This is a genomic window from Shewanella sp. SR1 (assembly GCF_020447145.1).
GTDB classification, from domain to species: Bacteria; Pseudomonadota; Gammaproteobacteria; order Enterobacterales; family Shewanellaceae; genus Shewanella; species Shewanella baltica.
Map to the genome: position 1 here is coordinate 23,883 of NZ_JAJAEF010000016.1, position 20,035 is coordinate 43,917.

At 47.0% G+C, this 20,035-nt stretch carries 13 protein-coding genes; 12 read left to right on the plus strand and 1 reads right to left on the minus strand.

Annotated elements, in window-relative coordinates:
- The first annotated feature begins 19 nt into the window (after positions 1-19).
- From KV201_RS14960 to KV201_RS14985, 6 genes are all read left to right on the plus strand, one after another.
- Positions 20-1,378, plus strand: a complete 1,359-nt coding sequence (locus KV201_RS14960; protein ID WP_226059805.1) for a methyltransferase — start codon at positions 20-22, stop codon at positions 1,376-1,378.
- Between the two features lie 253 nt (positions 1,379-1,631).
- Entirely contained in the window at positions 1,632-2,681 is a 1,050-nt protein-coding gene (locus KV201_RS14965) for a 3-oxoacyl-ACP synthase III (protein WP_028760522.1), read from the plus strand.
- A gap of 168 nt (positions 2,682-2,849) precedes the next feature.
- Positions 2,850-3,758 (plus strand): alpha/beta fold hydrolase, encoded by a 909-nt coding sequence (locus KV201_RS14970; RefSeq protein ID WP_226059806.1) that lies wholly within the window; start codon positions 2,850-2,852, stop codon positions 3,756-3,758.
- Positions 3,758-5,608 (plus strand): olefin beta-lactone synthetase, encoded by a 1,851-nt coding sequence (gene oleC / locus KV201_RS14975; RefSeq protein ID WP_226059807.1) that lies wholly within the window; start codon positions 3,758-3,760, stop codon positions 5,606-5,608. Before KV201_RS14970 ends, oleC begins: the two co-directional genes overlap by 1 nt.
- Positions 5,609-6,049: 441 nt before the next feature.
- The gene (oleD, locus tag KV201_RS14980) at positions 6,050-7,249 is read left to right on the plus strand and encodes a 2-alkyl-3-oxoalkanoate reductase (RefSeq protein WP_226059808.1); all 1,200 of its coding nucleotides are present in this window, start codon (positions 6,050-6,052) and stop codon (positions 7,247-7,249) included.
- 78 nt (positions 7,250-7,327) lie between these two features.
- Positions 7,328-7,567 (plus strand): DUF3624 domain-containing protein, encoded by a 240-nt coding sequence (locus tag KV201_RS14985; RefSeq protein WP_226059809.1) that lies wholly within the window; start codon positions 7,328-7,330, stop codon positions 7,565-7,567.
- Positions 7,568-7,605: 38 nt separating this feature from the next.
- On the opposite strand, the gene KV201_RS14990 is transcribed toward KV201_RS14985, so the two are convergent.
- Positions 7,606-9,225, minus strand: a complete 1,620-nt coding sequence (locus KV201_RS14990; protein WP_226059810.1) for a peptide MFS transporter — start codon at positions 9,223-9,225, stop codon at positions 7,606-7,608.
- A 544-nt stretch (positions 9,226-9,769) separates the two neighbouring features.
- On the opposite strand from KV201_RS14990, the gene KV201_RS14995 reads away from it, so the two are divergent.
- The 6 genes from KV201_RS14995 (at position 9,770) to KV201_RS15020 (ending at position 20,013) form a co-directional block, all read left to right on the plus strand.
- Positions 9,770-10,342: a hypothetical protein gene (locus tag KV201_RS14995; RefSeq protein ID WP_226059811.1), complete on the plus strand. Its 573-nt coding sequence runs from the start codon at positions 9,770-9,772 to the stop codon at positions 10,340-10,342.
- A 294-nt stretch (positions 10,343-10,636) separates the two neighbouring features.
- Complete coding sequence (locus tag KV201_RS15000; RefSeq protein ID WP_006081085.1) at positions 10,637-11,623, plus strand: TerC family protein; 987 nt, start codon at positions 10,637-10,639, stop codon at positions 11,621-11,623.
- Between the two features lie 234 nt (positions 11,624-11,857).
- The gene (locus KV201_RS15005; RefSeq protein WP_226059812.1) at positions 11,858-13,396 is read left to right on the plus strand and encodes a hypothetical protein; all 1,539 of its coding nucleotides are present in this window, start codon (positions 11,858-11,860) and stop codon (positions 13,394-13,396) included.
- 253 nt (positions 13,397-13,649) lie between these two features.
- Entirely contained in the window at positions 13,650-14,528 is an 879-nt protein-coding gene (locus KV201_RS15010) for an ABC transporter ATP-binding protein (RefSeq protein ID WP_226059813.1), read from the plus strand.
- Positions 14,529-14,540: 12 nt separating this feature from the next.
- Positions 14,541-18,098, plus strand: a complete 3,558-nt coding sequence (locus KV201_RS15015; protein WP_226059814.1) for a M1 family aminopeptidase — start codon at positions 14,541-14,543, stop codon at positions 18,096-18,098.
- 193 nt (positions 18,099-18,291) lie between these two features.
- Positions 18,292-20,013 (plus strand): phospho-sugar mutase, encoded by a 1,722-nt coding sequence (locus KV201_RS15020; protein ID WP_226059815.1) that lies wholly within the window; start codon positions 18,292-18,294, stop codon positions 20,011-20,013.
- Positions 20,014-20,035: the final 22 nt, after the last annotated feature.

A 20,035-nucleotide genomic window follows, 5' to 3' on the forward strand; every position in this document is an offset into this window, starting at 1 on the left:
TTTTTACACTGGGCATGACGTGAACCAAGATAATCTGCAGCAACAATTCACTTACTCACAGCAATTTAGCAAGCTTAATCAGTTGCTTGAAAAGAGTGCTGCCCTGTGGCTAGTGCGTGCATTTGAAGTGAACGCTTTGCCTTGGGCACAGGATTTTCCGCAGTTGGCCGAAGCTGTGTGGGCGCTGGCTGACGATGAGCTTGATGGACTCGATGCCGAACAATCTTTGCTGGTCAAGGCGCTGTCACCGGCATTAAGCCAAGATCTTAGGGCATTAGGCCAAGATTGGGACTTGTCATTACTTACCGCAGCCATTGCTGATATTGCGATTACCGATACCACAAAGGTAGATACAGCGCAGGACCGCGGTTTGTCCTTTGATGATGAAGCGCACTTTAGTGCTCACATTAAAGGCCGAAAATGGCAGCAAATTACCGCCTTTGTGCAGCATTTACCCCAGCTTAATTTACCTGTGCTGGAATGGTGTGCGGGTAAAGGGCATTTGGGCCGCTTGATTGCTAAAGCCCGCGGCGCCGATGTGCTGAGTTTAGAGTGGCAGGCGCCGCTGTGTGAAGCAGGGCAGGCCTTTGCTGATAAGTGGCAGTTATCGCAGACCTTTATTTGCGCCGATGCCTTTGCTATTGGTGCAGAACATGCTGCGACAAACACATCTACAACGACATCTATAACCACAGTTGAAGCACAAGCTGAACATGCCTCAAATGCCAATCCGTTAACTGCACGGCAGCAAGCGGTTGCTTTGCATGCCTGCGGAGATTTGCATGTTCGGCTGTTAACATTGGCGGCCGAGGCGGGCACGCAGGCATTGGCGATTTCTCCTTGTTGCTATCATTTAATTCAAGCGAGCCATTATCAGCCGTTATCGGCTCTTGCTCAGCAGAGCAGCCTAAAGCTCAGTCGCCATGATTTACAGTTACCGCTGCAGCAGAGTGTGATAGCTAATCCCAAACAGCAGGCGCTACGCCATCAAGAAATCGCGTGGCGCTTAGGCTTTGATGCACTGCAACGTGAATGTCGACAAATCGACGAATATTTGCCTTTACCCTCGTTAAAGCTGAGTCAGTTGAGCGGCAGTTTTACGGATTTTTGCCTGTGGGCGGCCGAGACTAAGGCCGTTAATCTTGCAAAAAACAGGGATTTTGAAGCTTGGCTTGACGTTGGGCGACAAAGACAACAATTAACTCGCCGTATTGATTTAGTCGCGCATTTATTCCGCAGCGCACTGGAGCAGTGGCTGATCTTAGATCGCGCTTGTTTTTTGCAGGAACAAGGATATGGTGTTTGCGTGGGTGAATTTTGTCCAAACAGCGTCACACTAAGAAATACGCTGATTTTAGCGCAAAAAATGGCGGTATAATTTTGCGCGTCTAAAAATATGCTGTACTGTGATGTTTTTTATGAATTATTTCTATATTAGCGCATTTAAGTTTAGTGATAGTGAATTCAGGGCCGTCGTGTTTGGAACCTGCGCTGTGAGACAAGTCTTACACTCAAGATGGTTTTTTATTGAATCATCGGGCTTTTCTTGTTCAAATGTCGCATTAATGACGAATAACAACTGAAAGCTGACCTGCTGGTCAGTCATTCTAGTGAGCGAATAAAACAGTTTCATGAAATATTCCCGCGTATTTATTAATAGCCTGGCCTATGAACTGGCGCCTGTTGTGGTTTCCAGTAGTGAGCTAGAGTCTCGTCTTGCTCCTTTGTATCAAAAGTTCCGTATTCCTATGGGACAGCTTGCCGCATTGACTGGGATTACCGAACGCCGCTGGTGGCCAAAAGGACATCAATTGTCCGACGGTGCGATTAAAGCTGCCCGTAAAGCCATGGTTGAAACTGGGATTGATGTCGCCGATTTAGGTGCTGTTGTCTATACCGGCGTGTGCCGAGACCAACATGAGCCCGCGACCGCGTGTCGTATTGCTGCCGAATTGGGGGTGTCAAAAGACACTGCGATTTACGATATCAGCAATGCTTGCCTTGGGGTGTTATCGGGCATTTTAGATATCGCGAACCGTATTGAGTTGGGTCAAATCAAGGCGGGTATGGTGGTGTCCTGTGAGTCGGCGCGGGATATTGTCGATGTCACTATCGATAACATGCTGGCCGATCCGACCATGCAGAATTTTGCCCAGTCACTGGCGACCTTAACCGGTGGTTCTGGTGCCGTGGCGGTGATCCTTACCGACGGCAGCTTGCCGCTGACAAATGTGCGTCAGCATCAATTGCTGGGGGCATCGCACTTATCGGCGCCTGAGCATCATCAGTTGTGTCAATGGGGTTTGCAGGAAGTGGGGCACAATCTGTACCGTGAGTTTATGCGTACCGATGCCGTTACCTTGCTTAAAGAAGGCGTTGAATTGGCGAAGCACACTTGGGAGCATTTCCTTGAGCAGCGTAATTGGCTGGTTGAGCAAGTGGACAAAGTGATTTGCCATCAAGTAGGCGCTTCAAATCGTAAGCAAGTACTGAGTGCGCTCAATATTCCCCCCGAAAAAGAGTTTCCAACGTATCAGCTACTGGGCAATATGGGCACAGTGTCGTTACCTGTGACCGCTGCGATGGCGCACGATCAAGGCTTTTTACAAGCGGGCGATCAAGTGAGCTTTTTAGGCATAGGCAGTGGATTGAATTGCATGATGTTAGGTATTAAGTGGTAGGGTGCAGTGCACCTTTTCACGCCTTTGCTTGATGGCTGGCATACATTCGAGTCAACCCAGTAAGTCCATGATTCAGTTGATAGCTTAGTCTTTAGTTCTGTCGATAAGCTAAGCCAGCTGTACATAACCCGTTATTCGCTCTCATAAAGAATCAAGATAGGAAGCGTCATGTTAGACACTCTGTTGCCTTTTAAACGTCATTTTCTTAGCCGTAATGGCAACAAGCTACATTATATCAACGAGGGTCAAGGCGAGCCTGTGGTGATGGTTCACGGTAATCCTAGCTGGTCGTTTTACTACCGCAATCTTGTTAGCGCCTTAAAAGACACTCACCAATGCATAGTGCCGGATCATATCGGCTGTGGCCTGTCGGATAAGCCAGACGATAGCGGTTATGACTATACCCTTAAGAATCGTATCGACGATCTCGAAGCCCTGCTCGATAGCCTGAATGTGAAAGAAAACATTACCTTAGTTGTACACGACTGGGGCGGCATGATAGGTATGGGTTATGCGGCGCGTTATCCTGAGCGCATTAAACGCCTAGTGATATTGAACACGGGCGCTTTCCATTTGCCCGAGACTAAACCGTTTCCTTGGCCGCTGTGGATCTGTCGTAATACCCTGTTAGGCACAGTGTTGGTACGCGGTTTCAATGCCTTTTCGTCTATTGCTTCCTATGTGGGTGTTAAGCGCCAGCCGATGTCGAAATACATTCGCGAGGCGTATGTCGCGCCGTTTAACTCTTGGGCTAATCGCATTTCGACGCTGCGTTTTGTGCAGGATATTCCACTGCGTGAAGGCGATAGAAATTATCAATTAGTCTCTGATATTGCTGCTAGTTTACCTAAATTTGCTAAAGTGCCGACCCTGATCTGCTGGGGTCTCAAGGACTTTGTGTTCGATAAGCACTTTTTAGCAAAATGGCGTCAGCACATGCCCCATGCGACCGTGCATGAGTTTGCCGATTGTGGTCACTACATTTTGGAAGATGCCTGCGATGAAGTGATTGCCCATATCAAGGGCTTTATGGCCGACGACCAAGCAGCGGCGCCGTCCGAACAGGCCGTGAGTTAATGTCGACCTTGCTTGAGACTGAAGTGACTCCTTTGCTGGCTGCTGTAGTGACGCCGTTGGATACGTCACTTTTAACGGGTACTTCTGCGTCAGCAATGGCCAGTGACGCCAATATTTGTCGTCATCTCAAGCAAGCCGCCCATGCCATTCCCCACCATCTTGCGGTAGCAGTACAAAGCGCTCAGGGCGCTTCTGTGGCGAATTTGCGTTACAGCGAGTTGGACTTTCTCAATCTAGATAGACAAAGCGATGCGATAGCCTTTGCGCTAAACGCCCATGGTATTGAGCGTGGCATGAAAGCTGTGCTTATGGTCACGCCGAGTCTGGATTTTTTTGCACTCACCTTTGCGCTGTTTAAAGCGGGGATTATTCCTATCCTCGTTGATCCCGGCATGGGGATTAACAATCTTAAGCAGTGTTTTGCCGAAGCCGCGCCCGATGCTTTTATCGGTATTCCCAAAGCCCATATCGCCAGACGTTTATTTGGTTGGGGTAAGGGCAGCATTAAGTCATTGCTCAATGTTGATGGCGGTAAAACTGGCTTAGCGGCAAGATTAATACGCATCGCTACTGGCGCCATCAGTTTATCGACTCTGCTGCAAAACAGCTCTTCACGACACTCATCTTCGCAACACGCCTCGGCGCAAAATGCTGAATATCCCATGGTGATGCTCAAATCTGATGAGATGGCGGCGATTTTATTCACCAGTGGCAGTACCGGCACGCCTAAAGGCGTAGTGTATAGCCATGGGATGTTTGAGGCGCAAATCCAAGCATTAAAAAACGATTATGGCATTTGCCATGGTGAGCGCGATTTAGCGACGTTTCCGCTGTTTTCACTCTTTGGCCCCGCGCTTGGAATGGCGTCTATCGTTCCAGAAATGGATGCCAGCAAGCCTATTACCGCCAATCCTGAATTTCTGTTTGCCGCGATTGAGAAATATCAATGCAGCAACATCTTTGTTAATCCCGCCTTGCTTGAACGTTTAGGCCGCGCAGGTGAACAAAAACAGCATAAACTGCCCAGCGTGCAGCGGGTCATTTCTGCGGGTGCGCCAGCGACCATTGCCTCCATCGCCCGATTTAGCAAGATGTTGAGCCAAGGTGTGCCGATTTTAAATTCCTACGGTGCAACCGAATCTTTGCCGATCAGCATGATTGCTAGCGATGCGTTATTTACCACCACAGATATCACAGATAACGGCGGCGGCATTTGTGTCGGCGGCGCTATCGATGGCGTGACGATTCGCATCATCGGCATCAGCGAAGCCGTTATCCCCGAGTGGGATGAGGCCTTAGTACTGAATAACGGTGAAATCGGCGAAATCGTGGTGCAGGGGCCTATGGTGAGTCAGTCTTATTATCTAAAAGATAGTCAACGCGATAGCGCGACTGCGGCGGCCAAGATGTGGGACTCCGCCACCAATAGTTTTAGGCATCGCATGGGCGATCTCGGGTATCTCGATGATCAAGGCCGACTGTGGATGTGCGGTCGCAAGGCCCACAGAGTCGATGCCACCCGTAAAGGCCAGTTGGTAAAGCGTTATTATTCTATTCCCTGCGAGCGCATTTTTAATACCCATCCCAATGTGAAGCGCTCTGCCTTAGTTGGTGTGAAAGTGGCGAACGAGATAGAGCCTTTGATCTGTATCGAACTCGACCAATCATTGGTGTGCAATAAGAGCCAGCAGCTTTATCAAGATTTGATTACCATCGCTGAGCAATTTGCCCAGACGCAGGGCATAAGACGTTTTCTTATCCATCCTGATTTCCCTGTGGATGTGCGGCATAATGCCAAGATTTTTAGAGAAAAATTAGCCGTTTGGGCACAATCGCAAACGAAAGGTTGATTTATACCCAAACAGCCTGAAAATGCAGGATTCAGCGGGTGGTTAACGTACTTTAGGCAATGCCATCCATGGCGATTGCGGCTATTGGCAGACCTAGTGGACTAAGTTAAAAATAGTCAACACAGCATAAAGTGCGTTACCCCGTGATTAACATCAGCCGCCGGGACGGAGCGCCTAGGGCACTTCACTTCCGTGTTGCATCAATTCAAAAGGTGGCCGACATTTCATCATTGATGCGCCTTGAATTGAAGCACCCTAGGTGCTCTGAAACTCGTATTTTCAGGTAGCTTGGGTATATACTCCGCGGCTTTTTTCCTGCATTTTTTACGTTATATTCTGTGTTCATTTGAACAAACTCGCTTATTTTTAAGCCCTTGTGCTTATTTTAAACTTCTTACACCTACTTTAAGTTCATGTAAATGTGCTGAAATGGATACCTAAATGACGATAAACCCAATCAAGAGCACGACGCTTGCGCAATTTGATGCGGCTGAAAAAACTGCACTCGCGCAGCTCGCCCTTAAGGTACAACACGCCTTTGTTACGGGAGCGGGGGGATTTTTAGGTAAAGCGATTTGTTTGAGATTGTTAGCCGCGGGCATTAAGGTCACAGGTTTTGCCCGTGGGCATTATCCCGAACTTGAAGCGCTGGGCGTAGTCATGTTGCAAGGGGATTTAGTCAATAAAGACCAGTTGCAACAGTCGATGCAAGGCTGCGATATCGTGTTCCATGTGGCGTCTAAAGCTGGCGTTTGGGGCGATAGGGACAGTTATTTTTGCCCGAATGTGAAGGGCGCCGCAAATGTGATTGCTGCTTGTAAGACATTAAAAATAAATAAGTTAGTCTACACAAGTACCCCGAGTGTGACCTTTGCAGGGCAGGATGAATCTGGCATAGATGAATCCACTCCCTATGCGACATCCTTTCTTAATTATTACGCCCATTCCAAAGCCATCGCCGAAAAGATGATGCTTGATGCTAATCAAGTGGGTGACGTATCGGTTGAAAGTGCCGCTATAACTCAAGCAACTCAAGCCACGACAGCCACTATTTCAGACATTAATTCAGCTAGCACTCAAGTCTCTATTCCGAACACATCTCAAGTCACTGCACCCTACGCGTTAAAAACCGTCGCGCTCAGGCCACATTTGATCTGGGGTCCTGGCGATCCCCATCTTGTACCTCGAGTACTGGCGCGCGGCCGTTTAGATAAGCTTAAACTGGTTGGCCGTGAAGATAAGCTGGTCGATACCATCTACATAGACAACGCCGCCTATGCCCATGTGCTGGCCGCGCTAGAACTGTGCCAAGCAAAGCCTAAGTGTCAGGGGAAAGCTTATTTTTTGAGTAACGATGAACCCATCACTATGGCCAAAATGCTCAATCTAATTCTGGCTTGCGATGCTTTGCCGCCAGTCACTAAGCGCGTGCCGCAATCTGTAGCATATGTGGCAGGCGCCGTGTTGGAAACTGTGTATTTTCTACTAAAGAAGCAAGAAGAGCCCATGATGACGCGCTTTGTAGCACGGCAGTTATCCTGCAGCCATTATTTTGATATCAGCGCCGCCAAGCGAGATTTAGGCTATCGTGCACTTATCTCTATCAATGAAGGGATGGCAAGACTTAAAACGTCGCTATAGTGTTATTAGAAGTGTGCTTGATATTCAATATGCCAGCTCTTATTTGCACTCTTATTTGGATAGTCTAGTTGGAGACTTATGAGTTGCGGTGATTGTAAAACGTCGATTTTTAGGCAAAAAATTGGTCGCTGCAAACGTTGTATGTGGCAACTTACAGCTTTGTCGGCTATCGGTTGGCCGCTGTGGTGGTGGCTTTATTATGACGCGCCGCGGGAAGTGAACTCGATTGCCTTACTGTTTTTCTGCACCGCTTTTACGGGGTTATTAGCTTTACATCTTATTGTCTTGGCTTACCGTCGCCTCAGAGGGCGAGAGTAAGCCAAGTTTCCTTTCCTTTTAAACTCTTGGGCTTAGACTTAACTTGTCGCTGTTTTTTCGTGCATCATTTTCTTCATTAATGGCGCAAGGGCAAAGAAGACTAACGCCATTACTACGCCAATTTGCGCCGAGAAGATAAACAGTTGCTCATATAGCGCCATCGCACTCGGTACGTCACTTATTACGCCGCCTTGGGTATCAATCGCGGCGAGCTTGTTTAATTCTGCGGCTAAGATTTCAGAGTATGAAGTGCCGAGGAACCAAGCGCCCATCATCAGGCTAACCACGCGTTTTACCGACAGCTGAGTTACGGCAGATAAGCCAATGGGCGACAGCAGTAACTCGCCGATTTCTAATACAAAATAAGCCGCGACTAAAAACCAAATACTCACTAAGCCACTGCTTAGCGGCATTTGGATCCCGAGCACTAGCACCATAAAGGATAAACCTGCGAACAAAATACCGAGTGCGGTTTTAACCGGTTTGCTCGGATCGCAATGTTTACGGGCGAGGGCAGGCCAGAGCCAAGCAAAGATGGGCGATAAACTGATCACAAAGAAGGCGCCGAGGAAGGTTAACTGTCCCGCGCTCCATTCGAGGCCTAGCATGTTGCGGTCCATCACGCGGTCCGAAAATGCTACCCATGAGCCGTAGGTTTGCTCATATAAGCCGAAGAAGACCAAACCTGCAATGATGAACAGCAGTAAGGCCGACATCTGTTGACGTTCAATCGGGTTGCAGTGTTTCACCATAAACCAGCCAATCCCGAGGGCGAGCACCAGAGATACTGAGTGCAAGAACCAGATCACTGGACTCACGGCGGGTAATAAACTGCTAATAGAAAGCACAAGGGAGTGGGTTTGAATTAAGCCCCAGACCAGCACTACGCTGCCGATGGCGCTTAAATAAATCCATTGCTCAGTGGTGATGCCGGCGGTTTTCTTTAAAATTCTTGCGGGATCTCTGGGTTCGGCGAAGCCCTGCAGGTGTTTCTTACCCCGAATAAACACCAATAAACCCGCTAACATGCCTAAACCTGCCAAACCAAAGCCGTACTTCCAGCCATAGGTTTCACCTAAATAAGCACAAATCAGCGGGGCCAAGGTGGCGCCTAAATTGATGCCAGCGTAGAAAATGGTAAAGCCTGAATCCCGCTTTGGAGATGACTCGGGATACAGCTGACCGACTATGGTGGAAATATTGGGTTTTAAAAAGCCCACACCGACAATGATCAAGGCGAGGGATAAATAGAACACCTGCAGTGCTTGTTCATCGCGCTGAACTTCACCGGCGACGATAACCGCTTGATGGCCTTCAAAGGCCATGCCTAAGTGGCCGAGGACCAACAAAATACCACCGAAGATCACCGCTTTACGCATGCCGATATAGCGGTCGGCCAATAAACCTCCCACCACGGGCATGGCGTACACTAAGGCACCGTATGCGCCAATGACGTTATAGCCAAATTCGTCGGTAAACAGATGATATTTAATCAGATAAAGAAACAGTAACGCCTTCATGCCGTAGAAGGAAAAGCGTTCCCACATTTCGGTAAAAAAGCAGACAAACAAGCCCTTAGGATGCCCAAAGAGCATTTCGGGCGGGGGCGAACCCTGTGGGCCTTGCATAGCGTGCGGAGGATGTTGTTCTGTTGACACTTAAGACTCCCATTGCTGGCGCTTCATGCACCAAGCTTCGATTGATTCATTTTATCGTAATGAATTTTATTAATTATTTTTCATTATTAGTGGTTATTGCAGCCTTGTTGATTGCTAAAAGACGCCGCAGTAGCTGCAGTTAATCACACTCGGATGCTATGGAACAGCCAAGGGACTTGAAACTGATGAATATTTTGCTTAATTCACCATTTTGCCGTTCTTTGAAACTGTGGTTAACCTGCTTCTGAGTCAGACTGAGTGGCTCAATTAATTCATTTTCAGTTAATCAATGAGTGCTAAATAGTGGCCAGAATTCGACTGAGTTAGTTTTTAAAGATGGCTTTAGGGCTTTGATTCTTTGCAGATTTGATGTTTAAGGCGTCGTTTAGCGAGCCGCTTAAGGTATTGCTAAAGATTTTGTTTAGCTCTTGTTTATCCCTTGTTTTAAGCGCGTGCTTGATATCGATTCTGTGCTGTTGAAGATACCCCCACAACATGAGAACTTAGCGCTAGCGGCTTTGTACTTTTATAAAGGGATATTTTCATGGGATTTTCTATTAGTGCCATTAGTGCTGTTAGTGTAATGGGGGCGATTCGTCATAGTGTGAAGGCTTTTACCTTGTTAGCTGTACTCACCAGTGCGAGTGGCTTTATTGGGATACAAAATGTTTATGCTGATACTGCCAGTTCAGTAGTGATGAGTGCTGAAACAGCGAGCGCTGAAGCGAGTGTCGATACGGCCACTGGATCAGCAGCGCAAGTTCTTGCGTTAGTGGGAAGTTGGCAACTAGTCTCAGGTCGCTATTTAAATGAAAAGCACGAATGGGTGGATTATCAGATCCTCAATTTGAGTGCAATTAAAGTGATATCAGCGCGGCACTTTAGTTTTACCACCATGAAGAATGTGGACGGTGTCAGCCAGTTCTGGGCAGCGGGCTCTGGGACTTATCAGGCAACGGCGACTGAGTATACAGAGCGGCCAGAGCTGAACCCTTTTGGTGCCACTAAAGGTGCGGAGTTTGTGTTTAGTTATGCCATTAAGGGTCAAGAGTTACATACTCAAAGAGTTGAAAATGGTGAGTTAAAAGAAGTCGAAGTTTGGCAGCGACTCGACTAGAAATCGCAAACAACCGTTTGTTAGCGTTAGGACGTTATTACGCCCGAAAGCAAGGTAACGAGTCGACTTCGCTCTGCGTCGGAGACTTGCGTATCGGTTGCACAACAGTGTTGAATGAAATAGGTATTAGATGCCAATGGCGGTGGATATAAGCTCAATTTTAATCAATTAGCTTTTGATGTTAAGAATGATTTATCTGGATAGTCACTGTTTTGATACCTAGGATTCCTATGGGTTTTCAGACTCAGTTATGCTGATTTCGCTCAGCCGTTATGTTGGTTATTAAGGAGACTTATGGAGTTTTTTACCACCCTATTTGTGGGTTACCCGCTTTGGGTTTGGTTGATGTTTTTCGGTTTTGTGCTGGCATTATTGGCCTTCGATCTTGGCGTATTACACAAGGAGCAGCATGAAATTACCGTGGCCGAAAGTTTAAAGCTTTCAGCCTTTTATATCTGTATGGGCTTACTGTTTGGGGCTTGGCTCTGGTGGTACAAGGGCTCAACGGCGGGTATGGAATACCTGACGGGTTATCTGATTGAAAAATCGCTGTCTATGGATAACGTCTTTGTTATCGCCTTAATCTTCAGTAGTTTAGGCATTCCGCGTTTATACCAACACAGAGTGCTCTTCTGGGGTATTTTGGGTGTAATAGTGCTACGCGCGATTATGATTGGCCTTGGCGCAGTGCTCGTTGCCCAGTATCAAGGCGTACTGGTGTTATTTGGACTCTTCTTGATTTTCACTGGCGTGAAAATGCTCTTCTCCAATGACGAGCACAGTGATATCCAAGATAATAAGTTTTACAAATGGTTACGCACTAAGATGCGCTTTACGCCGACACTGCATCAGGAGAAGTTCTGGGTACGGGGTGAAGATCATCAGTTATCAAAAGGATGGTGGGCGACGCCGTTATTTTTAGCGTTGATCTTAGTGGAAACCGCAGATTTAGTGTTTGCGGTCGACAGTATTCCAGCCATTTTTGCGATTACCCAAGATCCTTTCATCGTTTATACCTCGAATATCTTCGCGATTTTGGGGTTACGTGCCTTGTATTTTGCCTTGGCGGCCATGGTGCACCGTTTCGAGTACCTTAAATACGCGTTGTCGGTGGTATTAGTGTTTATCGGGGTAAAAGTGGGCTTAGTGTATTTCAATCACGAGGGCATAGTGGACTTTACTATTCCAACCGCACTGTCTCTTGGGGTGACGTTCGGCCTGTTAGTTGCCGGGGTCTTGTTTTCGCTGTGGAAAACGCGCGGCCAAGAAATCGATAAATAGGGAAATAGAGAAATAGTTTGCGCGACTCGTGGCGAGTCCAATAACGAATCTCTTGGCCGTTTAGCCCATGCTAAACGGCCTTTTTTATATTCTTACTATCCGAATCGTTGAGCTTTACAGAGGATGTTAAAAAATGAGGATACTAAAAATTAGTCTATGCTTACTTTGAGTCGCCGCTGGTGCCGAGACTCACAAAGGGAGTTTTTAGGACTAATACTCTTCAAGGACGATATTATGAAACTTAACATTGCCGCCATACTCATGCTCTCAGTTTGTTCATTGACCACTGTCAGTGCAAAAGCTGCAGACAAACAAGCAACTGATACAGCATCTAATGTAACTTCCACTTGTACTGGAGCATACCCAAGTTACTTCCAAGACCCCGCGTTCAATAAAACAGGTATGTGGGACAATCAAGTCATCATCAACCAAGCTTATTCGGGCTGGAAGGGACCCATTTTTAGCTTGAGCGATGCCTATTCGAGTGCGCAGCAAGATAATGCTGCACCTTGGCTTGAATTCAATCCCTTCGATAAAAGTCTGAGTGAGACAGATAAAAATACCCAAGCGTGGAAATACCTTTGGGCTGTGATGAAGTACATTCAAGAGGGGAACATCGACAAAGGCGATATCAGTAAGGACTGGGATTTGTGTAATAACAAGGTTCGCTCTTGGTACCATATTCCCTATCAGACCTATGATCCTATGAGTGGGCGGGAATTTATCCACGGCTTGACCCGCGAAGCCCCCGTCACTATGGAGATAAAAGGCCAAGGCTCCCTTAAAACCACTATGTGGGCGGTGGGGTTTTATAATCCTCAGGCGGCTAATAGCATTGGCAAGGTATGGACGGGAGCGCCGTCACCTGTGATGCCGCAGCAAAATTTTGTATTTAATGAAGGCAGTGTGATCGGCAAATTACTGTTCACCACAGCAACGCCCAATAATTATCCTTTCCTCGAAAACGTACCCGTTTGGCAAGCCAATATCAGCGCCAGTGATTTCTGCGAATGTAAAAATGCCGATGGCAGTGCTTGCAGTTTCCAACAGGAAACAGAGCAATGCCCGCGCTCTGTCGCCGATGTGTACTTATTACAGTTTGACATCGCAGTGCGTGACAGCCGCTCGCCCGTGGGCTGGGCCTATGGCACTTTTGTCGCCGATGGTCAGTTTAAAGCGAAAGAGAAAAATCCTTGGGATCGTATCTCTCCACTGGGATTAATGTGGGGTAATGATACGCCGCCTGCCACAGTGGGAGCGGCAGCATTCCCTCAAAACCCAATCACAGGGCTTAAGGATAGCGCTGTATTTCAAGAGGTCGTTGGTCGCTTGAATGAGCACACCAATGCGGGACACTTAGGGTGTAACGGACGTTTAAATGGCCCTGCGGATAACGCATTAAGTAGCTGTTTATCTTGCCATCAAACCGCATCCGTTCCTGATAGCACTAATAATACTCCGGCAATCATGTACCAATTTGCCTCGTATCAAGAGCCGGGCAGTGGTCAATGCTTAACATCGCCCAGCGCCCTCGATTTATCGATTGACCAAGTGTATTTCAAAACCTTTATGTGCTCAGCATCCTTTGTTGGACCAAGCAACATAGTCCCCGTACCTAAATATGCCCAAGGGCAAAAAGAGTGGATTTCAACTGACTTTTCATTGCAGCTCAGCATCAGTCTCACCCAGTGGCAAGAATGGCAAGAAGACCAAGATAACCTGAAAAAGAACATCAAAGTGCGCGTATTCGAGGGCACTTTACCTTCTCGCTAATGTTGAAGTTTATGTAACTAATTGTATTTAGTACGCCATCTCAGATTTGACGGCATATTTCTACTTTTATATTGTATTTCAATAACAAGGGGCTCAAATAGAGTCCCTTTTGCTATTTTAGTGATTCACAATATACAGTTTGTTTTTCTGGCTAGCATTCTGTAAGTGCATGAATATCTTGATAACTACTGTAAGGGTTAAGTTTATGTGATAGTTTGTCGGTATTTTGAACTCACAGAAGCAAGAGGGAAGCATGCTGACTATTTCTAATCTCACTAAAACTTATGATAACGGTGTTAAAGCACTCGATGGTGTTGATTTAACGATTTCCAAAGGGATGTTTGGTTTACTTGGACCCAATGGCGCGGGCAAGTCATCACTGATGCGTACCATTGCCGCCCTGCAAAGTGCAGATAGCGGTAGCATAGTATTTGACGGTATTGATGTATTAGCCGACCCTCAAGCGCTGCGTAAAACCTTAGGTTATTTACCCCAAGACTTTAATGTTTATCCGCGTATTAGCGCCTATGACCTGTTAGATCATTTAGCCATTCTTAAGGGGATTAATCAGAGCAAGCTGCGTAAAGAAGCGGTTGAAGGATTACTGGCTCACACCAATCTTTATCAGCATAAAAATAAAGCCGTGAGTGGTTTCTCTGGCGGTATGCGTCAGCGCTTTGGTATTGCTCAGGCCTTACTTGGTGATCCTAAGTTATTGATTGTTGATGAGCCTACCGCGGGTCTTGATCCTGAAGAACGTAACCGTTTCCATAACTTGCTGGTGAGTTTAGGCGAGGAAAAAGTGGTGATCCTCTCGACGCATATTGTTGAGGATGTGTCTGAACTCTGCGCCAATATGGCGGTATTAGCATCGGGTAAGATCTTGCTTCAAGGCAATCCCCACCAATTAGTGAGTGAGTTAACGGAAAAGATTTGGACTAAGACTGTGAGTCAAGCGCAGGCGCAGGAGCTCGAAGCGCAATTGCCTGTGATTTCTAAGCGTTTATTCGCGGGCCGCACAGTACTGAATGTGATGGCAGAGACCTGCCCCGAAGGATTTATCCCAGCGACAGCTGGGCTTGAAGATCTGTATTTTTCTACCTTACACAGTCATCGCCGTCAGGCTGCCTAAGGAGATATCAATATGTTGTTATCAATGCTTAGGTTTGAGTGGCGTTATTATTTACGTCAGCCATCCTTTTATGTTGTTTCTTTTCTATTGTTTTTAATGAGTTTTCTATCTGTCGCATCTAACAATATCCAAATTGGTAGTGGCGGCGAGGTGATGAAAGACAGCCCATTTGGTATTACCCAAACTATGTTGATCATGGGATTAATTTCCATGTTTGCCGTGGTGAATTTTGTGGGCAGCACGGCTATCCGCAATCATCAGCATTTGATGGAAGAGCTGATTTATAGCAAACCCCTATCGCCATTTGCATATCAATTTGGCCGCTTTTTAGGCAGCTTTGTTGTAGTGATGATGGTATTCGCGTTTATTCCCATAGGGTTAATGCTCGGTTCCTTTATGCCATGGGTCGATGCGAGCCGCTTTGGGCCTTTTGTGTTATCGAATTATCTTGTGCCGTATTTTTTGCTCGCCATGCCGAGTTTGCTGCTTATCTCCACTCTGTTCTATGCGATGGCAAGTCGTTTTCGTTCCTTAATGGCGCTTTATCTGACTGCAGTGGCTATGTTGGTGCTCTATACCCTAACGGGCGAAATGGCGAGTCAGCCGCAATATCGCACCATAGCTGCCTTGCTTGATCCCTTTGCGCTGCGCACCTTTGCCGAAGTGACTCGTTATTGGACCATTAGTGAGAAGAATAACCAGTTAATTGAATTCTCTGGGCTAGTGCTGCAAAACCGCGCGCTATGGTTTGGGATTGCCTGCGTGTTACTGGCCGTTTCCGGGATTTTTCGTCAGCCGAGCTTGACCAAGAAGCGTGAGAAAAAATCTGATAAAGCGGGAATAGTGCCCAGCTTAGTGCCTTTGGCACAGTTGGCTATGGCAACTGAACCTAATGGTCGTCAGCAATTTTGGACGCGCGTTAAATTTGAAGTACGCCAAGTGCTGTTTACCGCGCCATTTGTGGTATTAGGCGTGCTGACGATTTTCAACTTAGTCGGCCCCATGTTCGATGATTTTGGTTGGTATGGCACATCTAACTGGCCATTAACCCAAGATATGGTGGATAACATTGCCGGCGCGACGGGGTTATTGATGGTGATAGTGCTGATTTATTACAGTGCAGAAATCGTCTGGCGTGAACGCAGTTCAGGAATGGGGGATATCGTCGACAGTGTTCCCGTATCAAACTTAAGTTTTTGGGGCTCTAAGCTAGTATCTGTGATCATAGTGATGACCTTGCTGTACGTGCTCGCCATGTGTACCACCATCGCCTTCCAACTGATAAAAGGTCAAGCCAATCTTGAGATTGCTCAGTACCTTATTCGATTGGGATTTTATTACCTCTTGCCGCTGTTGATGACTGCTGTGCTGGCATTTTTCCTGCAAGTGCTTAGCCCAAATAAGTACGCAGGTATGGGTTTATTTGTTGCTTATTATCTAACGACGTTTGTCATGGCAAGCTGGGGATTTGGCCATAGCCTGTATAACTTTGGTCAATCGCCAACCTTAACTTACTCCGATATGAACGGCTACGGCTGGGGCTTATTAAGCCATGCACTCTATATGATTTACTGGGGGGCTTTTAGCTTTATCCTGTTTGTTTTAGGTTATGGTTTGTATCATCGCGGACCGCAGCAGAGTCTTAAAACGCGTCTGAGCTTACTGGGCTATCAGCTTGGTTTTAGTGGTAAAGCCATTGTTAGTGTTGCCTTAGTGGTGTTTTTGGGTATGGGTAGTTATTTGTTCTACCAGACCAAAGTGGTGAATCAGTTCCTCACTCAAGATGAGATCACAGATCTGCAAGCCGATTATGAGAAGGCCTTTAAGCAATACCAAGACATGCCGATTTTAGTGACCACTAAGGTCAATGCGAATGTCGATATTTTCCCTGAAGATCGCAAAATTGTCGCTAAGGTGATGTTTGAATGGCAAAACAAGTCGGCTAAACCGATCGAGAAGATGCTAGTGCAGTTGCCCGAACACACTCAGGCAGATACGGTAAAAATCAATATTCCTAATGCTAACTTAGGTGAGTTTGATAGCCGCTATCGTAATACTTGGCTGACCTTTTCGACGCCAGTGCAGCCTGGGCAAGTGGTGCAAGGGGATATCCAACTAGTACGCGAGTCGGTGGGTGTTGCTGAATCTGGCTTTGATATGTCAGTGGTTGAAAATGGCACCTTCATCAATAACTTTGAGCTATTGCCGCTCTTTGGTTATCAAGATGGCTATGAGCTGATGGATCGCCACGAGCGCCAAAAGCGCGATTTAGCCGAAAAAGCACGTGCGAATAAACTTGAAGACAGCCGCTATTACACGCAAAACTTCTTTGGCGTCGATGGCGATTTCATTCAATTTGAAGCCACTATTTCGACAAGTGCTGATCAAATTGCATTAGCACCAGGATATTTGCAAAAACAGTGGCAGCAGGATGGGCGTCAGTATTTCCATTATTCGATGGACAGCCCTATGGTGAACTTCTATGCCATTATTTCGGGCCGTTATCAGGTAGAAAAAACCGAGCATAATGGTGTCGCCGTTGAGGTCTATTACCACGCAGATCACCCTTGGAACGTTGCCCGCATGATAGAGTCAGTTAAAGATTCTATCGATTACTACACACAAGCATTTGGGCCTTATCAGCACAAACAAATGCGGATCATGGAGTTTCCGGGTTACCGTAGTTTTGCACAAAGTTTCGCTAATACAGTGCCTTACTCTGAACGTATTGGTTTTATCACTGATTTACGCAACGAGGATAATATCGATCCTGTGTATTACGTCACCGCCCATGAAGTGGCGCATCAATGGTGGGGACATCAAGTGGGTGCTGCTGACGTACAGGGTAGCGCTGTGATATCCGAAAGCTTGTCACAGTATTCGGCGCTTATGGTGTTGGAGAAAAAGTACGGCGATAAAATGATCCGTAAATTCTTGAAATATGAATTAGATAGATATTTACGTGGCCGTTCATCCGAGTCCATAAAAGAGATGCCTTTGCTGCGCAGTGAAAATCAGCAGTACATTCATTATCAGAAAGGCTCAGTGGTGATGATGGCGATTAAAGATGTGTTAGGTGAAGCGAAACTCAACGCTAATCTCAAGGCATTTTTAGCGCGTTATCAGTATCGTAACGATCCTTTCCCAACCACATTGGATTTGGTGAGTTACCTTGAGCAAGGGGCAGATGAAGCGCAGGCTCGCTTTATCGATGAGTCTTTTAATGAGATCACGCTCTACGACCTCAGGTTAACCAATGCGGTAATGACGACTCTGCCTGATGGCAAGACGCAAGTTGAGCTGACCGTCTATGCCAGCCGCAAGGTGGCCAGTGGTAAAGGTGAAGAAACCGAACAACCTTTAGATGCCATGATTGATATCGGTGCTTTTAGTGCTGATCCCGATAAGCTGAAGGACGATAAACAGGTGTTATTAATTGAGAAGCACAGACTTGTTAGTGGCGAAAACAAGTTGACGATCACTTTGGCTGATAAACCCAGTTATGTGGGAGTCGATCCCTTTGTGAAACTCATCGACAGAGATGCGAAGGACAATATCTTTAAGTTGTAAATCAGTTATCAAACAAGCTCGTTAACACCTACGCACTATCCGGCATGAATGGTCAGATAGTGCGTTTTTTATGCTCAGCCTTAGTTTATGCCGAAATTAAGCCTCAGCTCATTTTGAAATTAATGCAAATTAGCTTGTTCTTCGCCGCTGTTTTTCCTAATGTGATTGCAAATGATTTTCAATGAGGCGTGTTATGAATACCCATCTGCAGTTACAGGTAAACCATTGGCTTGAAAATGATCCTGACCCTCGCACTCAATCCCAATTACAAACCCTAGTCGATAGTGGCAATGAAGCCGAACTCGCGGCGCGCTTTGCCGGTCGCTTAGAGTTTGGCACCGCAGGATTACGCGGTGTGGTCGGCGCGGGACCTATGGGGATGAACCGTCTGGTGATCCGTCAAACCTCGGCAGGCCTTGGTGCTTATCTACTTGATCAGATTAAAGATGCCGCCGAGCGTGGTGTGGTGATTGGTTACGATGGTCGCCACGACTCATTCAATTTTGCTCATGATGCGGCGAGTGTGCTGACCGCTATGGACATTAAGGTGCGCTTAACGTCTAAAGTGGCGCCGACACCGCTGGTAGCCTTTGGGGTGAAACATTTTAATGCGGCAGCAGGCATTGTAGTGACCGCGAGTCATAACCCGCCGCAATACAATGGCTATAAAGTGTATTGGGAGAATGGCGCGCAGATTATTCCGCCCCACGATTCTGGCATTGCCGCGCAAATTGAGCGCGCCGCGAATCAAGCGATTCCGTTTTTAGAACATGATGAGGCGGTAAAACAGGGTAAGTTGATTCTGTTGCAGGACGATTTTTACCAAAGCTATCGCCATGGCGTGCAGCAAGCTGAGGTGCTGCAAAACCATACGGCTCCAGAAAAGGTCAGTTTAGCCTATACCGCCATGCACGGCGTGGGCGCTGAAATGGCTGAAACCGTATTGAAAGATGCGGGTTTCACCCAAGTTTATTCGGTTGCCTCCCAACGTGAACCCGATGGCGATTTCCCGACGGTGAACTTCCCCAATCCGGAAGAAAAGGGCGCGATGGATTTAGTGATCGCCGAGGCGAAAAAACACGGCGCTATGCTCGCCTGTGCTAACGATCCCGATGCCGACCGTTTTGCGGTCGCTGTGCGCCGTGAGGATGGCGAATACCAGATGCTAACGGGCGATCAAGTTGGTGTGCTCTTTGGGCATTACTTGTTATCTCATGCTAAAGATAATCAGCGACTTACGGGTACCACGATAGTGTCATCGAGTCTGTTATCTAAGATTGCTCAAGGGTTTGGCACGCAAAGCTTTACCACGCTCACCGGCTTTAAGTGGTTGATGAATGTGGGTATCGCGAAAACGTCCCCTGAGGATCAATTCCTGTTTGCCTATGAAGAAGCCCTTGGCTACACAGTTGGCAACATGGTGTGGGACAAAGATGGCTTGTCGGCGCTGGTGGCATTTGCCCAATTAACTGCCGAGCTGGTGGCGAAGGGGCAAACGATTTGGGACAGACTCGAGCAAATTTACCGTGAGCATGGCTTCCATCTCAATGCACAGGTGAGTATTGCACTAAAACCTGACACGCCTAATATTGGCGCCTATTTACGCAAACATCCCCCCGTGAAGATTGGTGAGCAAGACGTGCTCTCAACCGATGATTTAAAAGCTCTTGAGCGTCGTTTTGCCGATGGTAGCGTTGAGAAAATCGACTTGCCACCGAGCGATGTATTAACCTATTGCCTAGCGGGTGGCGCTCGGGTGATCGTTAGGCCATCTGGTACTGAACCTAAAATTAAGTGCTACTACGAAGTGGTCGAAACTATGGTCGATACAGATACCTTAGCCAGTGCCCAAGCGAGAGCGAGCAAAGCCATGGATGATTTTATTCAGGCGCACCAAGCCAGTTTGCCAAAGTAACGCTTTTAACTGCTAAGCCAAA

What these genes read in the sequence shown, in the direction of transcription:
- KV201_RS14965 (WP_028760522.1), top strand. Translation starts at nt 1,632, where the DNA reads ATGAAATATTCCCGCGTATTTATTAATAGCCTGGCCTATGAACTGGCG.
- KV201_RS14970 (WP_226059806.1), top strand. Translation starts at nt 2,850, where the DNA reads ATGTTAGACACTCTGTTGCCTTTTAAACGTCATTTTCTTAGCCGTAAT.
- oleC (WP_226059807.1), top strand. Translation starts at nt 3,758, where the DNA reads ATGTCGACCTTGCTTGAGACTGAAGTGACTCCTTTGCTGGCTGCTGTA.
- oleD (WP_226059808.1), top strand. Translation starts at nt 6,050, where the DNA reads ATGACGATAAACCCAATCAAGAGCACGACGCTTGCGCAATTTGATGCG.
- KV201_RS14985 (WP_226059809.1), top strand. Translation starts at nt 7,328, where the DNA reads ATGAGTTGCGGTGATTGTAAAACGTCGATTTTTAGGCAAAAAATTGGT.
- KV201_RS14995 (WP_226059811.1), top strand. Translation starts at nt 9,770, where the DNA reads ATGGGATTTTCTATTAGTGCCATTAGTGCTGTTAGTGTAATGGGGGCG.
- KV201_RS15000 (WP_006081085.1), top strand. Translation starts at nt 10,637, where the DNA reads ATGGAGTTTTTTACCACCCTATTTGTGGGTTACCCGCTTTGGGTTTGG.
- KV201_RS15005 (WP_226059812.1), top strand. Translation starts at nt 11,858, where the DNA reads ATGAAACTTAACATTGCCGCCATACTCATGCTCTCAGTTTGTTCATTG.
- KV201_RS15010 (WP_226059813.1), top strand. Translation starts at nt 13,650, where the DNA reads ATGCTGACTATTTCTAATCTCACTAAAACTTATGATAACGGTGTTAAA.
- KV201_RS15015 (WP_226059814.1), top strand. Translation starts at nt 14,541, where the DNA reads ATGTTGTTATCAATGCTTAGGTTTGAGTGGCGTTATTATTTACGTCAG.
- KV201_RS15020 (WP_226059815.1), top strand. Translation starts at nt 18,292, where the DNA reads ATGAATACCCATCTGCAGTTACAGGTAAACCATTGGCTTGAAAATGAT.